This is a genomic window from Mesorhizobium sp. Arg314 (genome assembly GCF_053714275.1).
The window spans coordinates 29,557-50,169 of sequence record NZ_JBSKBP010000022.1 but is presented as its reverse complement, the minus strand read 5'-3'; the positions used below and the strand labels follow the sequence as shown (position 1 = coordinate 50,169).

23 protein-coding genes are annotated in these 20,613 nt (G+C 63.9%); 10 read left to right on the top strand and 13 right to left on the bottom strand.

All coding sequences use genetic code 11. From position 1 onward, the window contains the following. Positions 1-244 precede the first annotated feature (244 nt). From ACWGS9_RS22050 to hutI, 5 genes are all read right to left on the bottom strand, one after another. The gene (locus tag ACWGS9_RS22050; protein WP_454507232.1) at positions 245-832 is read right to left on the bottom strand and encodes a HutD/Ves family protein; all 588 of its coding nucleotides are present in this window, start codon (positions 830-832) and stop codon (positions 245-247) included. A 4-nt stretch (positions 833-836) separates the two neighbouring features. Then, positions 837-2,510, bottom strand: a complete 1,674-nt coding sequence (hutU, locus tag ACWGS9_RS22045; protein ID WP_454507231.1) for a urocanate hydratase — start codon at positions 2,508-2,510, stop codon at positions 837-839. Positions 2,511-2,535: 25 nt separating this feature from the next. Beyond that, positions 2,536-3,351, bottom strand: a complete 816-nt coding sequence (hutG, locus tag ACWGS9_RS22040) for an N-formylglutamate deformylase (RefSeq protein ID WP_454507230.1) — start codon at positions 3,349-3,351, stop codon at positions 2,536-2,538. A gap of 220 nt (positions 3,352-3,571) precedes the next feature. Beyond that, positions 3,572-5,107: a histidine ammonia-lyase gene (hutH, locus tag ACWGS9_RS22035; RefSeq protein ID WP_454507229.1), complete on the bottom strand. Its 1,536-nt coding sequence runs from the start codon at positions 5,105-5,107 to the stop codon at positions 3,572-3,574. Then, on the bottom strand, positions 5,104-6,333 hold the full coding sequence (gene hutI, locus ACWGS9_RS22030) for an imidazolonepropionase (RefSeq protein WP_454507228.1): 1,230 nt from the start codon (positions 6,331-6,333) through the stop codon (positions 5,104-5,106). Before hutI ends, hutH begins: the two co-directional genes overlap by 4 nt. 97 nt (positions 6,334-6,430) lie before the next feature. Here hutI and ACWGS9_RS22025 point away from each other — a divergent pair, with 97 nt between their 5' ends. Further along, complete coding sequence (locus ACWGS9_RS22025; RefSeq protein WP_454507227.1) at positions 6,431-7,786, top strand: formimidoylglutamate deiminase; 1,356 nt, start codon at positions 6,431-6,433, stop codon at positions 7,784-7,786. Positions 7,787-7,799: 13 nt separating this feature from the next. Next, positions 7,800-8,546 carry a histidine utilization repressor gene (gene hutC / locus ACWGS9_RS22020; protein WP_454507226.1) on the top strand — a complete coding sequence of 249 codons (747 nt, stop codon included), beginning with the start codon at positions 7,800-7,802 and terminating at the stop codon, positions 8,544-8,546. 138 nt (positions 8,547-8,684) lie between these two features. Here the strand turns inward: hutC and ACWGS9_RS22015 are convergent, their stop codons facing one another. Next, positions 8,685-9,029, bottom strand: coding sequence for a RidA family protein (locus ACWGS9_RS22015; protein WP_320212134.1), 345 nt, complete (start codon positions 9,027-9,029; stop codon positions 8,685-8,687). Positions 9,030-9,255: 226 nt separating this feature from the next. Here ACWGS9_RS22015 and aztA point away from each other — a divergent pair, with 226 nt between their 5' ends. The 4 genes from aztA to ACWGS9_RS21995 all read left to right on the top strand — a co-directional run bounded on the left by aztA (position 9,256) and on the right by ACWGS9_RS21995 (position 12,409). Further along, entirely contained in the window at positions 9,256-10,080 is an 825-nt protein-coding gene (aztA, locus tag ACWGS9_RS22010) for a zinc ABC transporter ATP-binding protein AztA (RefSeq protein ID WP_454507225.1), read from the top strand. After that, complete coding sequence (aztB, locus tag ACWGS9_RS22005) at positions 10,080-10,955, top strand: zinc ABC transporter permease AztB (protein ID WP_454507269.1); 876 nt, start codon at positions 10,080-10,082, stop codon at positions 10,953-10,955. The genes aztA and aztB overlap by 1 nt, the downstream gene beginning before the upstream one ends. A 26-nt stretch (positions 10,956-10,981) precedes the next feature. Then, on the top strand, positions 10,982-11,923 hold the full coding sequence (gene aztC, locus ACWGS9_RS22000; RefSeq protein ID WP_454507224.1) for a zinc ABC transporter substrate-binding protein AztC: 942 nt from the start codon (positions 10,982-10,984) through the stop codon (positions 11,921-11,923). Between the two features lie 147 nt (positions 11,924-12,070). Then, positions 12,071-12,409, top strand: coding sequence for a protein tyrosine phosphatase family protein (locus ACWGS9_RS21995; protein WP_454507223.1), 339 nt, complete (start codon positions 12,071-12,073; stop codon positions 12,407-12,409). Between the two features lie 233 nt (positions 12,410-12,642). Here ACWGS9_RS21995 and ACWGS9_RS21990 read toward each other — a convergent pair whose 3' ends face one another. Then, a complete protein-coding gene (locus ACWGS9_RS21990; protein WP_454507222.1) occupies positions 12,643-13,110 on the bottom strand; it encodes an Lrp/AsnC family transcriptional regulator in 468 nt (155 codons plus the stop codon). 138 nt (positions 13,111-13,248) lie between these two features. Between ACWGS9_RS21990 and hppD the strand changes: the two genes are divergently transcribed. From hppD to ACWGS9_RS21975, 3 genes are all read left to right on the top strand, one after another. After that, positions 13,249-14,364 (top strand): 4-hydroxyphenylpyruvate dioxygenase, encoded by a 1,116-nt coding sequence (gene hppD / locus ACWGS9_RS21985; RefSeq protein ID WP_454507221.1) that lies wholly within the window; start codon positions 13,249-13,251, stop codon positions 14,362-14,364. Between the two features lie 69 nt (positions 14,365-14,433). Beyond that, the gene (locus ACWGS9_RS21980; protein ID WP_320233683.1) at positions 14,434-14,661 is read left to right on the top strand and encodes a type II toxin-antitoxin system Phd/YefM family antitoxin; all 228 of its coding nucleotides are present in this window, start codon (positions 14,434-14,436) and stop codon (positions 14,659-14,661) included. Beyond that, positions 14,658-15,032, top strand: a complete 375-nt coding sequence (locus ACWGS9_RS21975; protein WP_454507220.1) for a type II toxin-antitoxin system VapC family toxin — start codon at positions 14,658-14,660, stop codon at positions 15,030-15,032. Before ACWGS9_RS21980 ends, ACWGS9_RS21975 begins: the two co-directional genes overlap by 4 nt. 128 nt (positions 15,033-15,160) lie before the next feature. Here the strand turns inward: ACWGS9_RS21975 and ACWGS9_RS21970 are convergent, their stop codons facing one another. The 5 genes from ACWGS9_RS21970 to hmgA all read right to left on the bottom strand — a co-directional run bounded on the left by ACWGS9_RS21970 (position 15,161) and on the right by hmgA (position 18,787). Beyond that, positions 15,161-15,487, bottom strand: a complete 327-nt coding sequence (locus ACWGS9_RS21970) for a BrnA antitoxin family protein (RefSeq protein ID WP_454507219.1) — start codon at positions 15,485-15,487, stop codon at positions 15,161-15,163. Continuing rightward, positions 15,474-15,731: a BrnT family toxin gene (locus ACWGS9_RS21965; RefSeq protein WP_454507218.1), complete on the bottom strand. Its 258-nt coding sequence runs from the start codon at positions 15,729-15,731 to the stop codon at positions 15,474-15,476. The genes ACWGS9_RS21970 and ACWGS9_RS21965 overlap by 14 nt, the downstream gene beginning before the upstream one ends. Positions 15,732-15,800: 69 nt before the next feature. Next, complete coding sequence (locus ACWGS9_RS21960) at positions 15,801-16,337, bottom strand: DinB family protein (RefSeq protein ID WP_454507217.1); 537 nt, start codon at positions 16,335-16,337, stop codon at positions 15,801-15,803. Between the two features lie 15 nt (positions 16,338-16,352). After that, positions 16,353-17,366 carry a fumarylacetoacetate hydrolase family protein gene (locus ACWGS9_RS21955; protein WP_454507216.1) on the bottom strand — a complete coding sequence of 338 codons (1,014 nt, stop codon included), beginning with the start codon at positions 17,364-17,366 and terminating at the stop codon, positions 16,353-16,355. A gap of 107 nt (positions 17,367-17,473) precedes the next feature. Further along, on the bottom strand, positions 17,474-18,787 hold the full coding sequence (gene hmgA, locus ACWGS9_RS21950; RefSeq protein WP_454507215.1) for a homogentisate 1,2-dioxygenase: 1,314 nt from the start codon (positions 18,785-18,787) through the stop codon (positions 17,474-17,476). 131 nt (positions 18,788-18,918) lie between these two features. Between hmgA and ACWGS9_RS21945 the strand changes: the two genes are divergently transcribed. Beyond that, the gene (locus ACWGS9_RS21945) at positions 18,919-19,362 is read left to right on the top strand and encodes a MarR family winged helix-turn-helix transcriptional regulator (protein WP_454507214.1); all 444 of its coding nucleotides are present in this window, start codon (positions 18,919-18,921) and stop codon (positions 19,360-19,362) included. A gap of 192 nt (positions 19,363-19,554) precedes the next feature. On the opposite strand, the gene tdh is transcribed toward ACWGS9_RS21945, so the two are convergent. Further along, entirely contained in the window at positions 19,555-20,589 is a 1,035-nt protein-coding gene (tdh, locus tag ACWGS9_RS21940) for an L-threonine 3-dehydrogenase (RefSeq protein ID WP_454507213.1), read from the bottom strand. Positions 20,590-20,613: the final 24 nt, after the last annotated feature.

Genomic DNA, 20,613 nt, shown 5'->3' with positions numbered 1-20,613 from the left:
TGCGGCGTCACCGCCACGGCAATGCCCCTAAAACCGGTTCAATTGCAATTGGTTGCATGACTGGTTGGCCGAAAGTTTGTTTTGCGCACCACGACAGGGGCGTGCCCTTTCGACAGCTCGTGGGCGAACGCCCCTCGCTCTCCGCCCCCGGTTGGATCAGGGCAAGGATTCAGGCTTTTTCGTGATACATGCAAGGGGCCGGACGATAATTCACCCGAGCCGCGATCATGTTTGGCAACAGCCGTTAATGGTTGGCGGCGACCCGATGGAGCTCGATCACGAAAAGCAGACCCTGCCCCTTGGGCTGAAGCCGCAGTTCCGGGCTGTCACGGTCGAGAATCAGCGCATCGAGCGGTCCGAGGTCCGACCCATCGTGCGTGAAGAGCGTGGCGCCGGCGTCAACGGCAAGAATGAGCGTCGTGTCGGCGTCCGGCTTAAGGCGAATCTCGCCGGAGAGCGGCCGGCACTCGACCCTATGCGTCATGCGGCCGCGGCGGGTCATGACGTTGAGATCGGTGATCGGACCGTTGATCAACGCCGCACTGGTCGGCACGTCACCCGGAAAGGCGAGCGGCGCCGAAGCCGCAGCCAGGCGCACCGGCGGCCGGCCGGCAATGTCGAGCACCACGCCATCGCCTTCCAGCACCGACAGCGTGCGGTCGATGCCGGCAAAGCTGGAGAACGGCCCGCTGGTTTCGACGCGGGCCATCGAGACGCGCCAGTCGAAATCGTCGAGCCCGGCGCCAAGCGGCGAGACGGCGATTTCGGTGGTCGTGCCGCCGCTATTCTTCCATGGCATGACGCGGTAGCCGGCGGCACGAAGGATGCGCATCGCCTTAGCCCAGGATGCCCGGCAGGTTGAGCTGGTGCTCTTTGGCGCATTGGATGGCGATGTCGTAGCCGGCATCGGCATGGCGCATGACGCCAGTCGCCGGGTCGTTCCAGAGCACGCGCTCCAGGCGCTTTGCCGCGTCAGCTGTGCCGTCGGCGACGATGACCATGCCGGCATGCTGCGAGAAGCCCATGCCGACGCCGCCACCATGGTGCAGCGACACCCAGGTGGCGCCGGACGCGGTATTGAGCAGCGCGTTGAGCAGCGGCCAGTCGGAGATGGCGTCGGAGCCGTCCTTCATCGCTTCGGTCTCGCGGTTCGGCGAGGCGACCGAGCCGGAATCGAGATGGTCGCGGCCGATGACGACCGGCGCCTTGAGCTCGCACTTGGCCACCATCTCGTTGAAGGCGAGGCCGAGCCGGTGGCGGTCGCCGAGGCCGACCCAGCAGATGCGCGCCGGCAGGCCCTGGAACGAGATGCGCTCGCGCGCCATGTCGAGCCAATTGTGCAGATGGGTGTTGCCGGGGGTGAGCTCGCGCACCTTGGCGTCGGTCTTGTAGATGTCTTCCGGATCGCCCGAGAGCGCCGCCCAGCGGAACGGACCGATGCCGCGGCAAAACAGCGGCCGGATATAGGCCGGCACGAAGCCCGGGAAGGCGAAGGCGTTCTCGAAACCCTCGTCCTTGGCGACCTGGCGGATGTTGTTGCCGTAGTCCAGCGTCGGCACGCCGGCGTTCCAGAACGCCACCATCGCCTCGACATGCTCGCGCATCGACGCGCGGGCGGCCTTTTCGACCGCCTTCGGGTCGCTGACGCGCTTCTCGCGCCACTCGGCCATGGTCCAGCCCTTGGGCAGATAGCCGTTGATCGGGTCATGCGCCGAGGTCTGGTCGGTGACCATGTCGGGACGGATGCCGCGCCTGAACATTTCCGGCACGATCTCGGCCGCGTTGCCGAGCAGGCCGACCGACTTCGCCTCGCCGGCCTTGGTCCAGCGCTCGATCATTTCCATCGCTTCGTCGAGCGTCTCGGCCTTTTCGTCGACATAGCGGGTGCGCAAGCGGAAATCGATGGAGTCGGGATTGCATTCGATCGCCAGGCAGCAAGCGCCGGCCATGACGGCGGCCAGAGGCTGGGCGCCGCCCATGCCGCCGAGACCGCCGGTCAGGATCCATTTGCCCTTGAGGTTGCCGTTGTAGTGCTGGCGGCCCGCTTCCACAAAAGTTTCATACGTGCCCTGCACGATGCCTTGCGTGCCGATATAGATCCAGGAGCCGGCCGTCATCTGGCCGTACATCATCAGGCCCTTCCTATCGAGCTCGTTGAACTTCTCCCAGGTTGCCCAGTGCGGCACGATGTTGGAGTTGGCGATGAGCACGCGCGGGGCGTTGGCGTGGGTTTTGAAAACGCCGACCGGCTTGCCGGACTGCACCAGGAGCGTCTCGTCCTCGCCCAACGTCTTCAGCGAAGCAACGATGCGGTCGAAATCGTTCCAGGTGCGCGCCGCCCTGCCGATGCCGCCATAGACGACGAGCTCGTTCGGGTTCTCGGCGACCTCCGGGTCGAGATTGTTCATCAACATGCGCAGCGGCGCCTCGGTCGTCCAGTAACGGGCGTTGAGCTTGTCGCCGCGGGGGCTGCGCACTTCGCGGATGTTGTGGCGAGGATCGTTCATCATTGTCCCTTTCGAGTAAGGCGGCGCGTCAGCGCCCGGCCCATTCAATGGCGGTTTCGAGGATGGTTTTCAGCGTGGCGCGGATCGGCGCGGCATAGGTCGCGTCGTAAGGCACCGGCCAGTTCTCGGGCGAGCCCTTCCCGGCCGGCTCGCGCATGTAGCCGCGGTTGGAGAGCTCCATCTGCAGCGCGTGCACTCCGTCCTGCGGCTGGCCGAAGCTGCGGGTGATCCAGCCGCCCTTGAAGCGGCCGTTGACCACCCAGGTCTCGCCGGTCGCGGCGAGGATTTCGGCGACCTTGTCCTGCAGCGACGGATCGGTGCTCCTGCCGTCATTGGTGCCGAGATTGAAGACCGGCAAAGTGCCTTCGAACAGCCGCGGCAGCACCGATCGGATCGAATGGCAGTCATAGAGCACGATGTTCTCGTGCATGCCGCGCAGCCGGTCGATTTCGGCCTGCAAGGCGGCATGATACGGTACGAAATAGGTCTCGCGGCGCTGGTCGATCTCGGACGGGGTCGGTTCGTCGCCCATATTATAGAGCGGATCGCCGTCGAAGGTCTCGGTCGGGCAGAGCGTCGTCGTGGCCTGCCCGGGATAGAGCGAGACGCCCGACGGATCGCGGTTGACGTCGATGACAGTGCGCGAAATAGCGGTGTGCACGACAGTCGCGCCAAGGTCGGCGGCAAAATTATAGAGCTTGTCGATCCACCAGTCGCAGTCGCGGCGGCCGAGCCAGGTCGAAACCAGCCGGCTGTCGAGACCGGCAAGGTCGATGCCGGTATGCGGGATCGAGACCAGCAGGGGTGCTGTGCCCTGGGTTACCGTCAACCATGAAGGGGTCATGCGAGACCTCCGCATTTTGGAGCTCTACGGCGTCCCCCTCTGCCCTGCCGGGCATCTCCCCCTCTTGGCGGGAGATTGGCGGTTTCGGCGCCGCGCTCATTCCTGCCGCGTTGGAGATTGGCGAAAGCCAAGGTGACAGCCAATCTCCCCCCTTGAGGGGGAGATGTCCGGCAGGACAGAGGGGGGCGCGAAGGATCGCGGCCTATCAGGGCGTTCAACCTCACGACGCAATTCCCGGGAGCTTCACGGCGCTCGCCGCCTTCACCGCGGCGCCGCTGCGGACCATGGCGATCGCCTTTTCCATGTCGGGATGGAAATGCCGGTCATTGTCGAGATGCGGCACCTCGGCCCGGACCAGCTTGCGCACCGCTTCCAGCGCTCCGCTGGACGCAAGCGGCTGGTGGAAATCGCAGCCCTGCGCAGCGGCCAGCAACTCGATGCCGATGACGGCGGTCGCATTCTCGATCATGCCGAGCAGCCGCCGCGCGCCATGCGCCGCCATCGAGACATGGTCTTCCTGGTTGGCCGAGGTCGGGATGGAATCGACGCTCGCCGGATAGGCCTTCTGCTTGTTTTCCGAAACAAGGGCGGCCGCTGTCACCTGCGGGATCATGAAGCCGGAGTTCAGGCCCGGCTTCGGCGTCAGGAAGGCCGGCATGCCGGACAATGCCGGATCGACCAGCATGGCGATGCGCCGCTCCGACAGCGAGCCGATCTCGCAGACGACCAGCGCGATCATGTCGGCGGCGAAGGCCACCGGCTCGGCGTGGAAATTGCCGCCCGAAAGCGCGGTATCGTCCTCGACGAAGATCAGCGGGTTGTCGGTGACGCCGTTGGCCTCGGTCTCAAGCGTGTCGGCGGCCTTGCGCAGCACGTCGAGGGCAGCCCCCATCACCTGCGGCTGGCAGCGCAGGCAATATGGGTCCTGCACGCGCTCGTCGCCGATGCGGTGCGATTCACGAATGGCGCTGCCGGCCATCAGATTGCGCAGGGCGTCGGCCGTTTCGATCTGGCCGCGATGCTTGCGCAAGAGGTGGATGCGCGGGTCGAAGGGCGCATCGGAGCCCTTGGCGGCATCGGTCGACAGCGCGCCGGCAACCAGCGCCGACTGGTAGAGCACCTCGGCCTCGAACAGGCCGGCGAGCGCGAAAGCCGTCGAGAACTGCGTGCCGTTGAGCAGTGCCAGGCCTTCCTTGGCGCCGAGCGTCACCGGCTCCAGCCCATGCGATACGAAGGCGACCTTGGCCGGGAAACGGCCATGCGGGGTAAAACATTCACCGACGCCGATCATGACCGCCGTCATGTGCGAGAGGGGCGCGAGGTCGCCGGAAGCGCCGACCGAGCCTTGCGCCGGCACCACCGGAATGACGTCGTTCGCAAGCATGGCCTCCAGCAATTCGATGGTCTGAGGCCGCACGCCGGAAGCACCCTGGGCAAGGCTGGCGAGCTTCAACGCCATCATCAGCCGAACCACCGCGACCGGCATCGGCTCGCCGACCCCCGCGGCATGCGACAGCACGATGTTGCGCTGGAGCGTTTCGAGATCGTTGGCCGGGATACGGACGCTGGCCAGCTTGCCGAAGCCGGTGTTGATGCCATAGACCGGCTCGCCCTTGGCGACGATGCGGGCGACCGCCTCGGCGCTGGCCTTGATCTTCGGCCGGCAGGCGGCGTCAAGCTGCGGCACGGCGCCGCGATAGATGGCGCGCCAGTCGGCAAGCGTCGCGTTTCCCGGCGTCAGGGTAAGTTCCGTCATTGTCCTCTCCAGATACGGGCATGGAGCGGGTTGAAGCCCATGCGGTAAACGAGTTCGGCCGGGCGCTCGATATCCCAGATGGCAAGGTCGGCCGATTTGCCGGCTTCCAACGTGCCTGTGCTATCGAGCAGGCCAAGTGCCCGCGAGGCTTCGCGGGTGACGCCGGCAAGGCATTCGTCGACAGTCATGCCGAACAGCGTCGCGGCCATGTTCATGGTGAGCAGCAGCGAGGTGAGCGGCGAGGTGCCGGGATTAGAGTCGGTGGCGACAGCCATCTTGACGCCGTGGCGGCGGAACAGGTCGACCGGCGGCTTCTTCGTCTCGCGGATGAAGTAATAGGCGCCGGGCAGGATCGTCGCCACGGTGCCGGCCTTGGCCATCGCCTCGGCGCCTTCCTCGTCCGTATATTCGAGGTGGTCGGCCGACAACGCGCCATAGCGGGCGGCAAGTGCTGCGCCATGCAGGTTGGAAAGCTGGTCGGCGTGGAGTTTTACAGGCAGGCCAAGCGCCTTGGCCTTGTCGAAGACGCGCGCCATCTGCTCGGGCGAGAATGCAATGCCCTCGCAGAAGCCATCGACGGCATCGGCGAGCTTTTCGGCGGCGACTTGCGGCAGAATGGTGCCGGCGACGAGATCGATGAACGCATCCTTGTCGCCCTTGGCCTCGGGCGGCAGCGCATGGGCGGCCAGACAGGTGGTGCGGACCGTGACCGGGCGCTCATTGGCCAGACGGCGGGCCGCGCGCAGCGACTTCTTCTCATTGTCGGTATCGAGGCCGTAGCCGGACTTGACCTCGACGGTGGTGACCCCTTCGGCCATCAGCGCATCGAGGCGCGGCAGGGTCTGGGCGACCAGTTCGTCCTCGCTGGCGGCGCGCAGCGACTTGACCGAGGAGACGATGCCGCCCCCAGCACGTGCCACTTCTTCATAGGTGGCGCCGGCCAGCCGCATTTCGAATTCATTGGCGCGGTTGCCGGCATAGACCAGATGCGTGTGGCAATCGATCAGGCCGGGCGTGATCCAGCGTCCCCCGCAATCGACGGTCTCGGCGCCCTGCCCGGCGGAAGCCGGCATGTCGGCCTCAGGACCGGCATAGACGATGAGACCGTCACGCGACGCGATCGCACCTTTCTCGACGATGCCGAGACCGGCCGCGCCATCGGCCATCGTCGCCAGCCGCGCGTTGCGCCAGACCCGAAGGCCGCTCTTCCAGTTTGCTCCACCCATCATCTTTTCCATTTGATTGGATGGCGATTATGTATATACATATTGAGATACGACGCAAGTGGTATCGTCGCTCACGCATCGAGATTTGGAGACAAAAGTGACAGCGATCTTTGCGGAACAGGCGCTTTTGCCCGGCGGTTGGCAGGGCAATGTGAGGATCGCTTTCGATGGCGGCCGCATCACCGGGGTCGACGTTGGTGCTTCCGCGCAGGCCGGCGACGAACGCCATGGCATTGTCCTGCCCGGCATGCCCAATCTGCACAGCCACGCCTTCCAGCGCGGCATGGCGGGCCTTGCCGAGCTGCGCGGCCCTTCGGCCGATAGTTTCTGGAGCTGGCGCGAGGTGATGTACCGTTTCGCATTGTCGATGACACCCGACCAGGTCGAGGCGGTAGCGGCGCAGCTTTATGTCGAGATGCTGGAGGCCGGCTTCTCGCGCGTCGGCGAGTTCCACTATCTGCATCACGACCGCGACGGACAGCCTTACGCCAATATCGCCGAGATGGCGGAACGCATCGCCGCTGCCGCAGCCGATACCGGCGTCGGCCTGACGCTGCTGCCGGTGTTTTACGCCCACTCGTCCTTCGGCGGCGCCGCGCCAAATGAAGGCCAACGGCGATTCATCAATGATGTCGAGCGCTTCGGGCGGCTACTTGAAAAGTGTCGCGAAGGTGTTCGTTCGCTGGAGGAGGCGGTCGTCGGCGTCGCGCCGCATAGTCTGCGCGCCGCAACGCCGGACGAGCTCAATGCCGTCGCGACGATGGCGCCGAACGGGCCGATCCATATCCATATCGCCGAACAGGTGAAGGAGGTCGAGGACTGCATCGCCTGGTCGGGCAAGCGTCCGGTCGAGTTCCTGCTGGCCAACGCCAAGGTGGACAAAAGCTGGTGCCTGATCCACGCCACCCATATGACCGAGGCGGAAACCATCGGCATGGCACGGACCGGTGCGATCGCCGGGCTCTGCCCGATCACCGAGGCCAATCTCGGCGATGGCACTTTCGCGGCCCCGCTGTTCGTCGAGCATGGCGGACGCTTCGGCGTCGGCTCCGATTCCAATGTGCTGATCGGCCTGCCGGACGAGCTTCGGCAGCTCGAATATTCGCAGCGCCTCGCCCACCGCGCCCGCAACGTGCTGGCCCGCGCCGGCGGTTCCACGGGGCGCGCGCTGTTTGACGCCTCGCTCGACGGCGGCAGCCAGGCGCTCGGCGCCGGACCGTCGCAAATTGCCGCCGGCGGCCCCGCCGATTTCGTCTCGCTCGACGCCGGCCATCCTTCGCTTGCCGGCAAGGCGGGCGACACGATCCTCGACGCCTGGATTTTTGCCAATGGCGGCAAAGTCGATTGCGTCTGGGTGCATGGCAAGAAGCAGGTCAGCGGCGGCAGGCACGCGAAGCGCGAGGCGGTCGCCGAGCGGTTTCGCAAAGTCATGACCGCATTGTCGCAAGGCTGAACAGGACCATCCGATGAGTCTTGTCGAAACAGATGATGTCGAGGGCGGAGAGACCATCTCGCTGCATCAGCGAATCCTGTCCGACATCCGCGAAAAGATCCTCTCGGGCGCCTGGGCGCCCGGCCACCGCATCCCTTTCGAGCACGAGCTGACGGCCCACTATAATTGCTCGCGCATGACCGTGAACAAGGCGCTGTCGCAACTCGCCAAGGCCGGACTGATCGAGCGCCGCCGCCGGTCCGGCAGTTTCGTGCGCCAGCCGCAGTCGCAGGCGGCGGTGCTCGAACTGCACGACATCAGGATCGAGGTCGAGGCGCTCCGTCTGCCCTATCGCTATGAGCGGCTGGAACGCCTGAAGCGGCGCAGCGGCGCCGAGGATCGCGCGCTGCTCGGGCTTTCCGCATCAGGTCCGGTGCTTGCGCTGGAAGGCTTGCATTTTGCCGGCGAACGGCCGTTCGCGCTCGAGCAGCGGCTGATCAACCTTTCAGCGGTGGCCGAGGCTGGCGAGGAGGAATTTGTGGACATCGCGCCCGGCCCCTGGCTGATCGGCCGCGTGCCGTGGAGCGAGGCCGAGCACCGCATCCGCGCCATGGCCGCCGACGACACTGTCGCCGATGTGCTCGACATCGATCCCGGAGCGCCCTGCCTGGTGGTCGAGCGTCGCACCTGGAGCGCCGAGCACCCGGTCACGCATGTGCGTTTCATCTATCCGGCGGAGAGCCATACGCTGGTGGCAAGGTTCACGCCTTCGCAGGGGTGACTCCCCCTCACCCAGCCTCCGCTTCGCTCGGCTGACCTCTCCCCTCGGGGAGAGGAGTCGGTCAGCGCCGGCGCAAATCTCTTCTCCCCACCGGGGAGAAGGTGGCCGCGAAGCGGCCGGATGAGGGGGAGTGACGGCTCAGATCGCCGCCGTCACAATGATCTCGACAAGGTATTCCGGGCCGGCGAGCTTGGCTTCGCCGGTGGCGCGGGCCGGGGTGTGGCCCTGCGGCACCCATTTGTCCCATTCCGAGTTCATCTCGGCGAAGGTGCCCATGTCGGCCAGCCAGATGATCGTCTGCACGATCTTGGTCTTGTCGGTGCCGGCCTTGGCCAGCAATTCGTCGATAGTCTTCAGGATGTCGCGGGTCTGCGAGGCGACGTTGCCGCCGGGCTCGCCGACCTGGCCGGCCAGATAGACGGTGTTGCCGTGGATGACGATCTGGCTCATGCGCGGGCCGACATCGATGCGACGAATGCTCATTCGAGAGGTTCCTTCGTTTTTAGAGGTCGGCGCCTGTTTAGAGTCCGAACCGGCTCGGGGCAAGGCCGGCGGACGCCAAACCAATTGAGCCAATCGTCCGGTCTCGACCCGATTGCGTACACGGCGAGTTGAGCGGCGATGACACAATTGCGCCGGGCCGGCATGTTGACTAATGTAATAACATCACATATCGACAACGCACTCGATTTTCGCGGACCGCCGTCTGATGACCAATGCCTGCCTGACCTTCCGCGACCTGACGCTCGGCTACAACAGCCATCCGGCGATCCATCACCTCAACGGCATCGTCAGAAAGGGCTCGCTGACGGCTGTGGTCGGCGCCAACGGTTCGGGCAAGTCGACGCTGATGAAAGGCATCGTCGGCGTGCTCAAGCCGATGGAAGGCGCGGTTGTGCGTATGCCCGGCGTGCGCGCAGCCTACCTGCCGCAGCAGTCGGAGCTCGACCGCTCCTTTCCGGCTCGGGTCGTCGACCTTGTCTCGCTTGGGCTGTGGCCAAAGCGCGGCATGCTTGGCCGCTATACCAAGGAAGACCGCGAATCCGTCAGCAAGGCGCTGATGGCGGTCGGGCTCGGCGGCTTCGAGAGGCGGCCGATCGACACGCTGTCCGGCGGCCAGCTGCAGCGCACGCTGTTTGCCCGCGTGCTTTTGCAGGACGCCGACCTCATCCTGCTCGACGAGCCGTTCAACGCGGTCGACGCCAAGACGGTCGGCGACCTCATCCAGTTGATCAAACGCTGGCATGGCGAGGAACGCACGATCATGGTCGTGGTGCACGACCTCGATCTCGTGCGGCAGAATTTCCCGGAGACGCTGCTGCTGGCGCGCCAGCCCGTCGCCTGGGGCGACACAAAGGAAACGCTGCGGCCGGAAAACCTGCTCAAGGCAAGGCGCTTCCACGAGGCGTGGGAAGAGAACGCGCCGTGGTGCGAGCCGGATGATCACGACCATGGCCATGATCACGCGCACGGCCCGCACGATCACGCGCGTGATCACGACCATCAGCACGGCTCCGGACCGAGGGCGGCGTGATGGACTTCCTCTACGGCCTGTTCATCGCGCCTTTCGCCGATTTCGCCTTCATGCAGCGGGCGCTGTTCGGCTCGCTGATGCTGTCGCTCGGCGCCTGCCCGGTCGGCGTCTTCCTGATGCTGCGGCGCATGAGCCTGTCGGGCGACGCCATGGCGCATGCCATCCTGCCCGGAGCTGCCGCCGGCTTCCTGCTCTATGGCCTCGAAATCCTGCCGATGACGGTCGGCGGACTGATCGCCGGCATCATCGTCGCGCTCGGGGCGGGCGCGGTCTCGCGCTACACCATTCAGCGCGAGGATGCCTCGATGGCGGCCTTCTATCTCATCTCGCTTGCCGTCGGCGTGCTGATGGTGTCGATCCGCGGCTCCAGCGTCGACCTGATGCACGTGTTGTTCGGCACAGTGCTGGCGCTCAACAATGAGGCGCTCATCCTGATCGGCGGCATCGTGGTGGTGACGCTCGCCTGCCTCGCCATCTTCTGGCGCGCGCTTGTCGCCGAATGCCTCGATCCGCTGTTCCTGCGCTCGGTGAGCCGCATGGGCAGCCCGGTGCATTTCATCTTCCTCGGCCTTGTCGTGCTCAACCTCGTCGGCGGCTTCCAGGCGCTCGGCACGTTGCTGTCGGTCGGGCTGATGATGCTGCCGGCGGCGGCCGCCCGTTTCTGGACGGCGCGTGTGGAACCGATGTGCGTGCTGGCGGTGCTGATCGGCTTTGCGTCCTGCATCGCCGGGCTGCTTTTGTCCTACCACGCCTCGCTGCCCTCCGGACCGGCGATCATCCTTTCGTCCGGCGTCGTCTATTTCTGCTCGATCCTGTTCGGCACGCGGGGTGTGCTGCGCGCCCGCATCGTGCATCACCGCCACCGGACCGCCTGAATCCCCAAGCAAGGAGACCCTCCCCAATGTTGAAATCCTTCCGTGCCGCCCTGGCGTTGAGCGTTATAACATTAAGCGTCTTCGCGACCTCATCGGCGTTCGCCGAGCCGCTCAAGGTCGTGGCGAGTTTCACCGTGATTGCGGACTTTGCGAAAAATGTCGGCGGCGACCGGGTGAACATCACCACCATCGTCGGCCCGAACGGCGACGCGCATGTCTATGAACCGAGCCCGGCCGACGCGGTGGCGATGGCTAAAGCCGACGTGGTGCTGGTCAACGGCCTGCATTTCGAAGGTTTCCTGCAGCGTCTGGTCGACGCCAGCGCCACCAAGGCTGCGATCGTGACGCTGACCAAGGGCGTGACGCCGATCGACTTCAAGCCGGAATTCGCCGATGCCGACGCGGCCGAAGGTGCCGATACCAGCGGCGGCAAGACCGTCACCGATCCGCACGCCTTCCAGTCGGTCACCAATGCCAAGATCTATGTGAAGAACATCGCCGAGGCCTTCTGCACGGCCGACAGCGAAGGCTGCGACAGCTACAAGGCCAACGCCGCCGCCTACACCACCAAGCTCGATGCGCTGGAGACCGAAGTGAAGGCGGCGATCCAGTCGATCCCTGAGGAAAAGCGGGTCGTCATCACTTCGCATGACGCCTTCGGCTATTTCGAGCACGAATACGGCCTGACCTTCCTGGCACCGCAAGGCGTCTCGACCGACTCCGAGCCTTCGGCCGCGGACGTCGCAAAGCTCGTCAAACAGGTCAAGCAGGACAAGGCTACCGCCATCTTCATCGAGAACATCACCAATCCGCGGCTGATCGAGCAGATCTCAAGCGAATCCGGCATCAAGGTCGGCGGTACGCTCTATTCGGACGCGCTGTCGGGTTCGGACGGTCCAGCCTCGACCTATATCGACCTGATGCACAACAACATCACGCAGATCAAAGGCGCGATCCTGGGAAGCTGAGCGGCGCAGCATCCAACCGGGCCGAATTGGCCCGGTTGGAATTTCCTGCGCGCAATGTCTATTTGGCAGAGAATTCCTTCAATGCCGATTGCCGCCCCTCCCCCGGAGTGGCAAGACTGCCGCCAAAGAGATCGCGAGGACGACACCATGGAATACCGCCAGATCAGCGACGACTATTCGGTATCCGGCCAGATCCAGCCGGAGGACATTGCCGCCATCAAGGACGCCGGCTTCAAGAGCGTGATCTGCAACCGGCCGAACGACGAGCAGTCGGGCCAGCCCTCGGCCGAGAGCGTTCAGGCCGCGGCCGAGGCAGCCGGGCTCGGCTTCCGCTACATTCCGGTCATCAGTGGCCAGATCACCATGGACAATGTCGAGGACCAGGCCGCCGCGCTCGACGAGCTCGAAGGTCCTGTCTTCGCCTATTGCCGGTCCGGGGCACGCTGCACCAATCTTTATGGGCTGATCCAGCAGCAGCGTGGGTGAAGCTGTCTGACCGACAGCCAATCTCGCAGGCTAGCGATCCGTCACACCCCCTCTGGCCTGCCGGCCATCTCCCCCGCAAGGGGGGAGATTAGCAGCTTCGCCGACGGCGCTATTCCTGCAACGTCAGCGATTGGCGGAGGCCGGCGTGATTGTCTGATCTCCCCCCTTGCGGGGGAGATGGCCGGCAGGCCAGAGGGGGGTGCTGTCCCTCCAGCTTCTCCAAATCCCAGAAACTAAATCGGCAGCGCGCCTGTCTCCTTCAGCGTCTCCAGCACGATCGCCGTCTTCACATGCTGCACGGATTCGTGCGGCAGCAACACGCCGTTGACGAACTCCGACAGTGATTTGAGATCGGGCGTCACCACCTTCAGGATATAATCCATCTCGCCGGTCAGCGCGTGCGCCTCCTGCACTTCGGGCAGGCGTGCGACCAGCTCGCCGAAGCGCCGCGCGTTGTCGCGGTTGTGAGTAGCCAAGGTCACCGAGATGACATTGACCAGCGAAAAGCCCAACCGATCGCGGTCGAGCACCGCCCGATAGCCCCTGATATAGCCATCCTCCTCCAGCCGCTGACGGCGGCGCGAGCATTGCGAGGGCGAGAGGTTCACCCGCTCCGAAAGGTCGTTGTTGGTGTATCGCGCATCGTCCTGCAGAAGCGCCATTATCTTGCGGTCAAATTGATCGACGCGCGCATTGTCCATGGATTTCTCTCCAATCACGCACAAGTTGCGCACATCATGAGCATTTCAAGCGGTTGAATGCAAGCACCGTGCGGCCGTCCCGCGCTATCATCCGAAAAGTTGGCCAAGCTTGGCCGTAACAGCTTTCGGAGGACTGCCATGGGCCCCTTCCCGCACGACGCCCCACCCGCCAGGATCAGCAAGCAAAACCCCGCCGGCACCGATGGCTTTGAGTTTGTCGAGTTCGCGCATTCAGAGCCGGAAAAACTTGCCGAGCTCTTCACCCGCATGGGCTATGTCGCGGTTGCCAAGCACCGCACCAAGAACATCACCGTCTGGCGGCAGGGCGACATCAACTATGTCGTCAATGCCGAGCCCGGCTCGCATGCGATGAAGTTCGTCGAAAAGCACGGCCCCTGCGCCGCGTCGATGGCGTGGCGCGTGGTCGATGCCAAGCACGCTTTCGATCATGCCGTATCGAAGGGCGCCACACCCTATGTGGGCACCGACAAGGCGCTCGACGTGCCGGCGATCGTCGGCATCGGCGGCTCGTTGCTCTATTTCATCGAGGCCTATGGCGAGAAGGGCTCGGCCTATGAAGCCGAGTTCGAGTGGTTGGGCGAGCGCGACCCGAGGCCGGAAGGCGTCGGATTCTACTTCCTCGACCACCTCACCCACAATGTCTATCGCGGCAACATGGACAAGTGGTGGGATTTCTACCGCGACCTGTTCGGCTTCAAGCAGATCCATTTCTTCGATATCGACGGCAAGATCACCGGGCTTGTCAGCCGCGCCATCACCTCGCCCTGCGGCAAGATCCGGATTCCGCTCAACGAGTCCAAGGACGAGACCAGCCAGATCGCCGAGTATCTCAAGAAGTACAATGGCGAGGGTATCCAGCACATCGCCGTCGGCACGGATGCGATCTACGAGGCGACTGACAGGCTCGCCGCCAAGGGGCTGAAATTCATGCCCGGCCCGCCCGACACCTATTACGAGATGTCGCATGAGCGCGTGCACGGCCATGACGAGCCGATCGAGCGCATGAAGAAGCACGGCATACTGATCGACGGCGAAGGCGTCGTCGACGGCGGCACGACCAAGATCCTGCTGCAGATCTTCTCCAAGACGGTGATCGGCCCGATCTTCTTCGAGTTCATCCAGCGCAAGGGCGACGAAGGCTTTGGCGAGGGTAATTTCCGGGCGCTGTTCGAATCGATCGAGCAGGACCAGATCAAGCGCGGCGTGATCAAGCTGGACGGCAAGGCGGCGTAGGCGATCCGATCCGGATATCTTGCAGCGCGATCAATTATGACCTAAATTATGGTCATAAGAGGTCGAGCAATGAACGTACCGATGGCAAAGGCGAAGGCCCAGCTCTCTGAGTTGGTGAAGCGTGCCCAAGCTGGCGAAGAGATCAATCTGACCCGGCATGGGGAAATTGTGGCGACCTTGAGCGCCCCTGCCCGACCCGGTGGGAGCAAAGGCCTGTTTGGGGCACTGAAAGGCCAAATTTGGATATCGGATGATTTTGATGAACTCGGTCCCGAATGGGACGAGTACATTAAATGAGCCGCAAATATCTGGTCGATACCCATATTCTACTCTGGGTACTCAACGCGGATTCGCGCCTTTCGAACCACCATCGCGACATCTTTCTTGCGGGCGAGGATGTGGTTGTCAGCGCCATCTCGGTGGCAGAGATCGCCATCAAGAAATCGCTCGGCAAAGTCACGCTCACAGGCAACATCGTCGAAATCTTACAGTCGAACGGCATTCCGATCCTCAGCGTGAACGAACTGCATGCAGCGAGGCTTGAGCACCTACCGCTTCATCACCGTGATCCCTTCGACCGTCTGCTCATCGCACAGGCTCAAATTGAAGCCCTGACGGTGGTTACAGCGGATCGGCAATTTTCAGCCTATGACGTTGCGCTGGTCTGATCGTCCAGTCCCAGTCGCTCGACCTCCGCTTCCCTCAGCTTGATGTCCTACTCGGGCAGGAATTCGCCCTTGCGGCGGCGTGACGGGCAGCGCCGCGCTATCTGGCGTCGATAAGGTGGCGCTTGAAGCTATTTTTGAAGGCCGGCAGCCTTGCGCAGGACGTCGTTGATCCGACTCTGCCAGCCCGGCCCGCCAGCACGGAAGCGGGCGACCACGTCGCTATCGAGACGCAGCGTGACCTGTTTCTTGGGATTGTCGAGCGCCGGGCGGCCGCGCGCGCGGCGAATGCTCTCGGCAAGGTCCGGAAACACCTCGGTGAAGGGGCGGGCGTTCCTGAAATCCTCTTCAGTCCATTCGGGATTGTCCGAAACCGCATCCCAATCCTCTTTCGTGAAGCCCTTGCCTGGCTTGAATTCCTTGTCAGGTTTCGTAACGTTCAGCTTAGGTTTTGCCATCGAACAATCTCCTTTCCGTCTGGTTGGCCGGCCGCATCGAAACGATCGAAATGCCCTCGGTGCCTAGCCGGGCAAAGACCACGGCAACAACACCGCCGACCATCCGACCAATCGCCATGAAGCGGCCGGCTTTGGCCGCCTGGATCGTCGACGTGAGAAAGAATCCGTCATCCACAGCGGCAAAAACCAGCCCGTGCTTCTCGATGTTGGCCAGCCGCTTCGGCTCATCCCAAACGATCTTCATGAATTTATGTACCTACAATAATTAAGTCAATAATTTTCGTAACTACAATAATTTCTCGGGTCGTCCCGTTCACAGCCCCAGTCGCTCAACCTCCGCCTTCCTGAGCTTGATGTCGTAGTCGAGCAGAAACTCATCCAATTGCGGCGGCGGAACCGAGGTGCCGGAAAGCATGGCATGCACCTGGCCACGGTGATGGATGTCGTGCAGGAAGACATGGGCGAGGATGTCGCCGATCCGTTCGGGGATCATACCGTCCTCGCGCCGGTCGGTGATGACGCGGCGGTCGAGATCTGCTTCCGACAGTCCGTCGCAGAAGGCAATCAGCCTGCGGTCGAAATCGGCCTGCGCCGCCGCCAGGCTTGCCGCGTCGTCGAACGGCACGTAGTCGTCGTAGGCCGAGGCGCCGAGGCCGCCATCCGCCAGGAAATCCAGATAGAGACGGTCGACTGCGAGGATGTGGTTGAGCGTCTCCCTGATCGAGGGAAAGAAGCTCGTGCGCCCGGCCTCGAACTCGCCGGGCTTGAGCGCAAGCACGGCGCGGTAGAGCCGGTCGTTTGACCACAGATTGTTGCGCGCCATGCGGCGCAGATGCTCGAGCAGGGTCACCGGCTCAATACTCTCTCACCCCTCGTATTTCTCGACCTTCTGCTCGATGGCGCCGAAGATCGAATGTCCCGCTTTGTCCTTCATCTCGATACGCACCGTGTCGCCGAAGCGCAGGAAGGACGTCCTCGGCTCGCCTGACTCGATGGTCTCGATCATGCGCAGCTCGGCGATGCAGGAATAGCCGGCGCCGCCGGCCGAAACCGGCTTGCCCGGCCCGCCATCGAGCTTGTTGGAGACGGTGCCCGAACCGATGATGGTTCCGGCGGCAAGCGGCCGGGTTTTTGCGGCATGCACGATCAGCGCCGGAAAATCGAAGGTCATGTCGATGCCGGCATTGGCGCGGCCGAACGGCTTGCCGTTAAGGTCGGCGAGCAGCGCAAGGTTGACCTTGCCGCCATCCCAGGCATCGCCCAGCTCATCCGGCGTGACCGCGACCGGCGAGAAGGCGGATGACGGTTTCGACTGGAAGAAGCCGAAGCCTTTCGCCAGCTCCGGTCCGGTGATGGCGCGCAACGTCACGTCGTTGACCAGCATCACCAGCCGGATCGCATCTTTCGCCTCGCCCAGCCCGGCGCCCATCGGCACATCGTCGACGATGACGGCGACTTCCGCCTCCATGTCGATGCCGAAGGCTTCGTCGGCCATGCGGATCGGATCGCGCGGCGCAATAAAGGCATCGGAGCCGCCCTGGTAGATCAGCGGATCGGTCCAGAAGCTCGCCGGCATCTCGACACCGCGCGCCTTCCGCACCAGCTCGACATGGTTCACATAGGCCGAACCGTCCGCCCATTGATAGGCGCGCGGCAGCGGCGAATGCGCATCATGCTCGTGGAAGCGCGCCGAAGGCACCGCGTTGGTCTCCAGCGATTCCGCCATCGCCGCCAGATGCGGCGCAATGCGGCGCCAGTCGTCGAGCGCGGCCTGCAGCGTCGGCACCAGGAAGGAAGCGTCGGTGAACCGCGTGAGATCGCGCGAGACCACGACCAATTTTCCGTCGCGCGTCCCGTTCTTCAAAGTGGCAAGCTTCATGCGGTTTCCTCTCTTGTGCGGCCTTTTCACCGCTTTGTCACACAACAAAGCGCCCGCGAGCGATCGTCAAGTCGCCTCGACACGTTTTCCTGACAATCATCTGCCGATCAGGACCAGTCGCCCTCGGGCGTGCCGTTGAAGCGCTTCTTCAGGTCGGCCCAGCAGTCGATATAGTTCTCTTGCAAGGTGCCGAGCTCGGCGGCGTAGCGCGTCAGCATCTGCGGGAAGCGCGTCTCGAACATGAAGGCCATGGTGTTGTCGAGCTTGACGGGTTTCAGGTCGGCCCGTGAAGCCTTGTCGAAACCGGGCGCGTCCGGCCCATGCGCCAGCATCTGGTTGTGCAGGCTGATGCCGCCGGGCACGAAACCTTCCTCCTTGGCGTCGTACTGGCCGTTGATCAGGCCCATGAACTCGCTCATGATGTTGCGGTGGTACCAGGGCGGACGAAAGGTGTTTTCCGCCACCAGCCAGCGCGGCGGGAAGATGACGAAGTCGACATTGGCGGTGCCCTCCTCGCCGCTCGGCGCCGTCAGCACGGTGAAGATCGATGGGTCGGGGTGGTCGAACAGGATGGCGCCGACCGGCGAAAACGTCGCCAGATCATATTTGTAGGGTGCGTAGTTGCCGTGCCAGGCGACGACGTCGAGCGGCGAATGGCCAAGCTCGGTGACATGGAAGGTGCCGCACCATTTGACGATCAGCCGGCAGGGCGTCTCCTTCTCCTCGAACCAGGCACAGGGCGTCTTGAAGTCGCGCGGGTCGGCCAGGCAATTGGCGCCGATCGGGCCGCGGTCCGGCATGGTGAATTTGGCGCCATAGTTCTCGCAGACATAGCCGCGCGCCTCCTTGTCCGCGAGTTCGACCTTGAAGACGAGGCCGCGCGGCAGCACGGCGATCTCGCCGGGGCGAAGCTCAATCACGCCCATCTCGGTGACGAAGCGCAGCGCGCCGACCTGTGGGACGATCAACAGTTCGCCGTCGGCGTTGAAGAAATGATCGTCGACCATCGAGCGGTTGGCGACATAGACATGCGCGGCCATGCCGGACTGGCCGATCGCGTCGCCGGCGGTCGTGAAGGTGCGCATGCCGGAGATGAAGTCGGTGGGCTCGCTTGGCATCGGCGTCGGATTCCAGCGATATTGGCCAAGCGCCAGCTCGTGGTCGCCGATATGGGGTCCGGTCTTCCACAAGGGATAGCTCGCCCCCTTGAAGCGGCTGGTGTGCTTCACGCTCGGACGGATGCGGTAGAGCCAGGAGCGCTCGTTCGTGCCGCGCGGCGCGGTGAAGGGCGAGCCCGAAAGCTGCTCGGCATAGAGCCCGTAGGCCGGTCGCTGCGGCGAGTTGCGGCCCTGCGGCAGCGATCCGGGCAGCGTCTCGGTCTCGAAATCATTGCCGAAGCCCGGCATGTAGGAAAAGCCCATCCGATCCTCCCTGATCCCGGCTGCAAGCTCCATGAAAGCCTTGCTCGCCGGCGATGTTGACCAAACTGGTTTCATTTGTAACCATCGAAAATGTAACTATCAACGGCCGAAGCAGCATCCATGGTGCGCCTATGGAACCGGAAGTCCTCGAACTGGAAAGCTTCCTGCCCTATCGGCTCTACCGGCTCGCCGATGCGGTCAGCCGCGAATTCTCGCGCATCTACAAGGAGCGCCACGGCCTGACCCGACCGGAATGGCGCACGCTCTCAGGCCTTGGCCAGCGTGGCACGATGACAGCGACGGAGCTCGGCGAGCAGTCGGCCATGCACAAGACCAAGGTGTCGCGCGCGGTGGCCGAGCTGGAGCGCCGCCGCTGGCTGACGCGCATGCCGGATGAGAATGACAGACGCGTCGAGCACCTGACGCTGACCAAGGCGGGGTTAGCCGCCTATCGCGAGATGGTGCCGCTGGCGAAGGCGTTTGAAAGGGAGCTGTTGGGGAAGCTGAGTGCGGAAGAACGGGCGGCGATCGTGACGGGGGTCGCGGCGCTGGAGGAAGCCTTATCGGCTGCGTAGCGATCCTTCGCACCCCCCTCTGTCCTGCCGGACATCTCCCCCGCAAGGGGGGAGATTAGCAGCTTCGGCGCCCCGCTCACTCGCCAACGTTGGTGATTGGCGAGGGCGAGAACGACATCTAATCTCCCCCCTTGCGGGGGAGATGGCCGGCAGGCCAGAGGCGGGTGCTGTCCCGCCAGCGTTTCTAATCAGCTACCAATCCATCACCACCTTGCCCGAACTCCCGCTCCGCATCGCATCGAACCCAACCTGGAAATCGTCGATGCCAATGCGGTGCGTGATCAGCCCCGAAACGTCGAGCGGACCCTGCACGAGGGCGATCATCTTGTACCAGGTCTCGAACATCTCGCGGCCGTAGATACCCTTCAAGTGCAGCATCTTGAAGATGACCTTGTTCCAGTCGATCTCGAAGCCGGTCGGCGCGATGCCGAGGATCGCAATCTTGCCGCCATTGTTCATGGTGTCGATCATGTCACGGAAAGCGGGGGCCGCGCCCGACATCTCCAGCCCGACATCGAAACCTTCGCTCATGCCGATCGAAGGCATCACGTCGCGCAGCTTTTCCTTCGAGGCGTCGACGACGTGCTGAACGCCGAGCTTGCGCGCCAGATCCAGCCGGACCGGGTTGATGTCGGTGATGACGACTTTGCGCGCGCCGACGCATTGCGCGACCAGCGCGCCCATGATGCCGATCGGCCCGGCGCCGGTGACCAGCACATCCTCGCCGACGAGATCAAAGGACAATGCCGTATGCACGGCGTTGCCGAGTGGATCGAAGATGGCGGCGATCTCGTCCGGCACGTCGTTGGGAATCGGTACGACATTGTGCTGCGGGATCACCATGTACTCGCCGAAGGCGCCGGGGCGGTTGACGCCGACGCCGAGCGTGTTGCGGCAGAGATGCCCTCTGCCAGCGCGGCAGTTGCGGCAATGGCCGCAGACGATATGGCCTTCGCCCGAGACGCGCTGGCCAACCTTGTACTCAGTGACCGCCGCGCCGAAATCGGCGACCGTGCCGACGAATTCATGGCCGGTCACCATCGGCACCGGCACCGTCTTCTGCGCCCACTGGTCCCAGTTGTAAATGTGGACGTCGGTGCCGCAGATTGCGGTCTTCTTGACCTTGATCAGCACGTCGTTGGGGCCGATCTCCGGCACCGGCACCTCTTCCATCCAGATGCCCGGCTCGGCCTTGGCCTTCACCAGCGCCTTCATCATGTTGGACATTCTTTTGTTCCTTGAATCGCTTGA

What these genes read in the sequence shown, in the direction of transcription:
- ACWGS9_RS21990 (WP_454507222.1), bottom strand. Translation starts at nt 13,110, where the DNA reads ATGGACAATGCGCGCGTCGATCAATTTGACCGCAAGATAATGGCGCTT.
- ACWGS9_RS21995 (WP_454507223.1), top strand. Translation starts at nt 12,071, where the DNA reads ATGGAATACCGCCAGATCAGCGACGACTATTCGGTATCCGGCCAGATC.
- ACWGS9_RS21980 (WP_320233683.1), top strand. Translation starts at nt 14,434, where the DNA reads ATGAACGTACCGATGGCAAAGGCGAAGGCCCAGCTCTCTGAGTTGGTG.
- hutH (WP_454507229.1), bottom strand. Translation starts at nt 5,107, where the DNA reads ATGACGGAACTTACCCTGACGCCGGGAAACGCGACGCTTGCCGACTGG.
- ACWGS9_RS21955 (WP_454507216.1), bottom strand. Translation starts at nt 17,366, where the DNA reads ATGAAGCTTGCCACTTTGAAGAACGGGACGCGCGACGGAAAATTGGTC.
- aztA (WP_454507225.1), top strand. Translation starts at nt 9,256, where the DNA reads ATGACCAATGCCTGCCTGACCTTCCGCGACCTGACGCTCGGCTACAAC.
- ACWGS9_RS22015 (WP_320212134.1), bottom strand. Translation starts at nt 9,029, where the DNA reads ATGAGCATTCGTCGCATCGATGTCGGCCCGCGCATGAGCCAGATCGTC.
- hutI (WP_454507228.1), bottom strand. Translation starts at nt 6,333, where the DNA reads ATGGGTGGAGCAAACTGGAAGAGCGGCCTTCGGGTCTGGCGCAACGCG.
- aztB (WP_454507269.1), top strand. Translation starts at nt 10,080, where the DNA reads ATGGACTTCCTCTACGGCCTGTTCATCGCGCCTTTCGCCGATTTCGCC.
- hutG (WP_454507230.1), bottom strand. Translation starts at nt 3,351, where the DNA reads ATGACCCCTTCATGGTTGACGGTAACCCAGGGCACAGCACCCCTGCTG.
- ACWGS9_RS21965 (WP_454507218.1), bottom strand. Translation starts at nt 15,731, where the DNA reads ATGAAGATCGTTTGGGATGAGCCGAAGCGGCTGGCCAACATCGAGAAG.
- ACWGS9_RS21970 (WP_454507219.1), bottom strand. Translation starts at nt 15,487, where the DNA reads ATGGCAAAACCTAAGCTGAACGTTACGAAACCTGACAAGGAATTCAAG.
- hutU (WP_454507231.1), bottom strand. Translation starts at nt 2,510, where the DNA reads ATGATGAACGATCCTCGCCACAACATCCGCGAAGTGCGCAGCCCCCGC.
- ACWGS9_RS21945 (WP_454507214.1), top strand. Translation starts at nt 18,919, where the DNA reads ATGGAACCGGAAGTCCTCGAACTGGAAAGCTTCCTGCCCTATCGGCTC.
- ACWGS9_RS22050 (WP_454507232.1), bottom strand. Translation starts at nt 832, where the DNA reads ATGCGCATCCTTCGTGCCGCCGGCTACCGCGTCATGCCATGGAAGAAT.
- hppD (WP_454507221.1), top strand. Translation starts at nt 13,249, where the DNA reads ATGGGCCCCTTCCCGCACGACGCCCCACCCGCCAGGATCAGCAAGCAA.
- aztC (WP_454507224.1), top strand. Translation starts at nt 10,982, where the DNA reads ATGTTGAAATCCTTCCGTGCCGCCCTGGCGTTGAGCGTTATAACATTA.
- tdh (WP_454507213.1), bottom strand. Translation starts at nt 20,589, where the DNA reads ATGTCCAACATGATGAAGGCGCTGGTGAAGGCCAAGGCCGAGCCGGGC.
- hutC (WP_454507226.1), top strand. Translation starts at nt 7,800, where the DNA reads ATGAGTCTTGTCGAAACAGATGATGTCGAGGGCGGAGAGACCATCTCG.
- ACWGS9_RS21975 (WP_454507220.1), top strand. Translation starts at nt 14,658, where the DNA reads ATGAGCCGCAAATATCTGGTCGATACCCATATTCTACTCTGGGTACTC.
- hmgA (WP_454507215.1), bottom strand. Translation starts at nt 18,787, where the DNA reads ATGGGCTTTTCCTACATGCCGGGCTTCGGCAATGATTTCGAGACCGAG.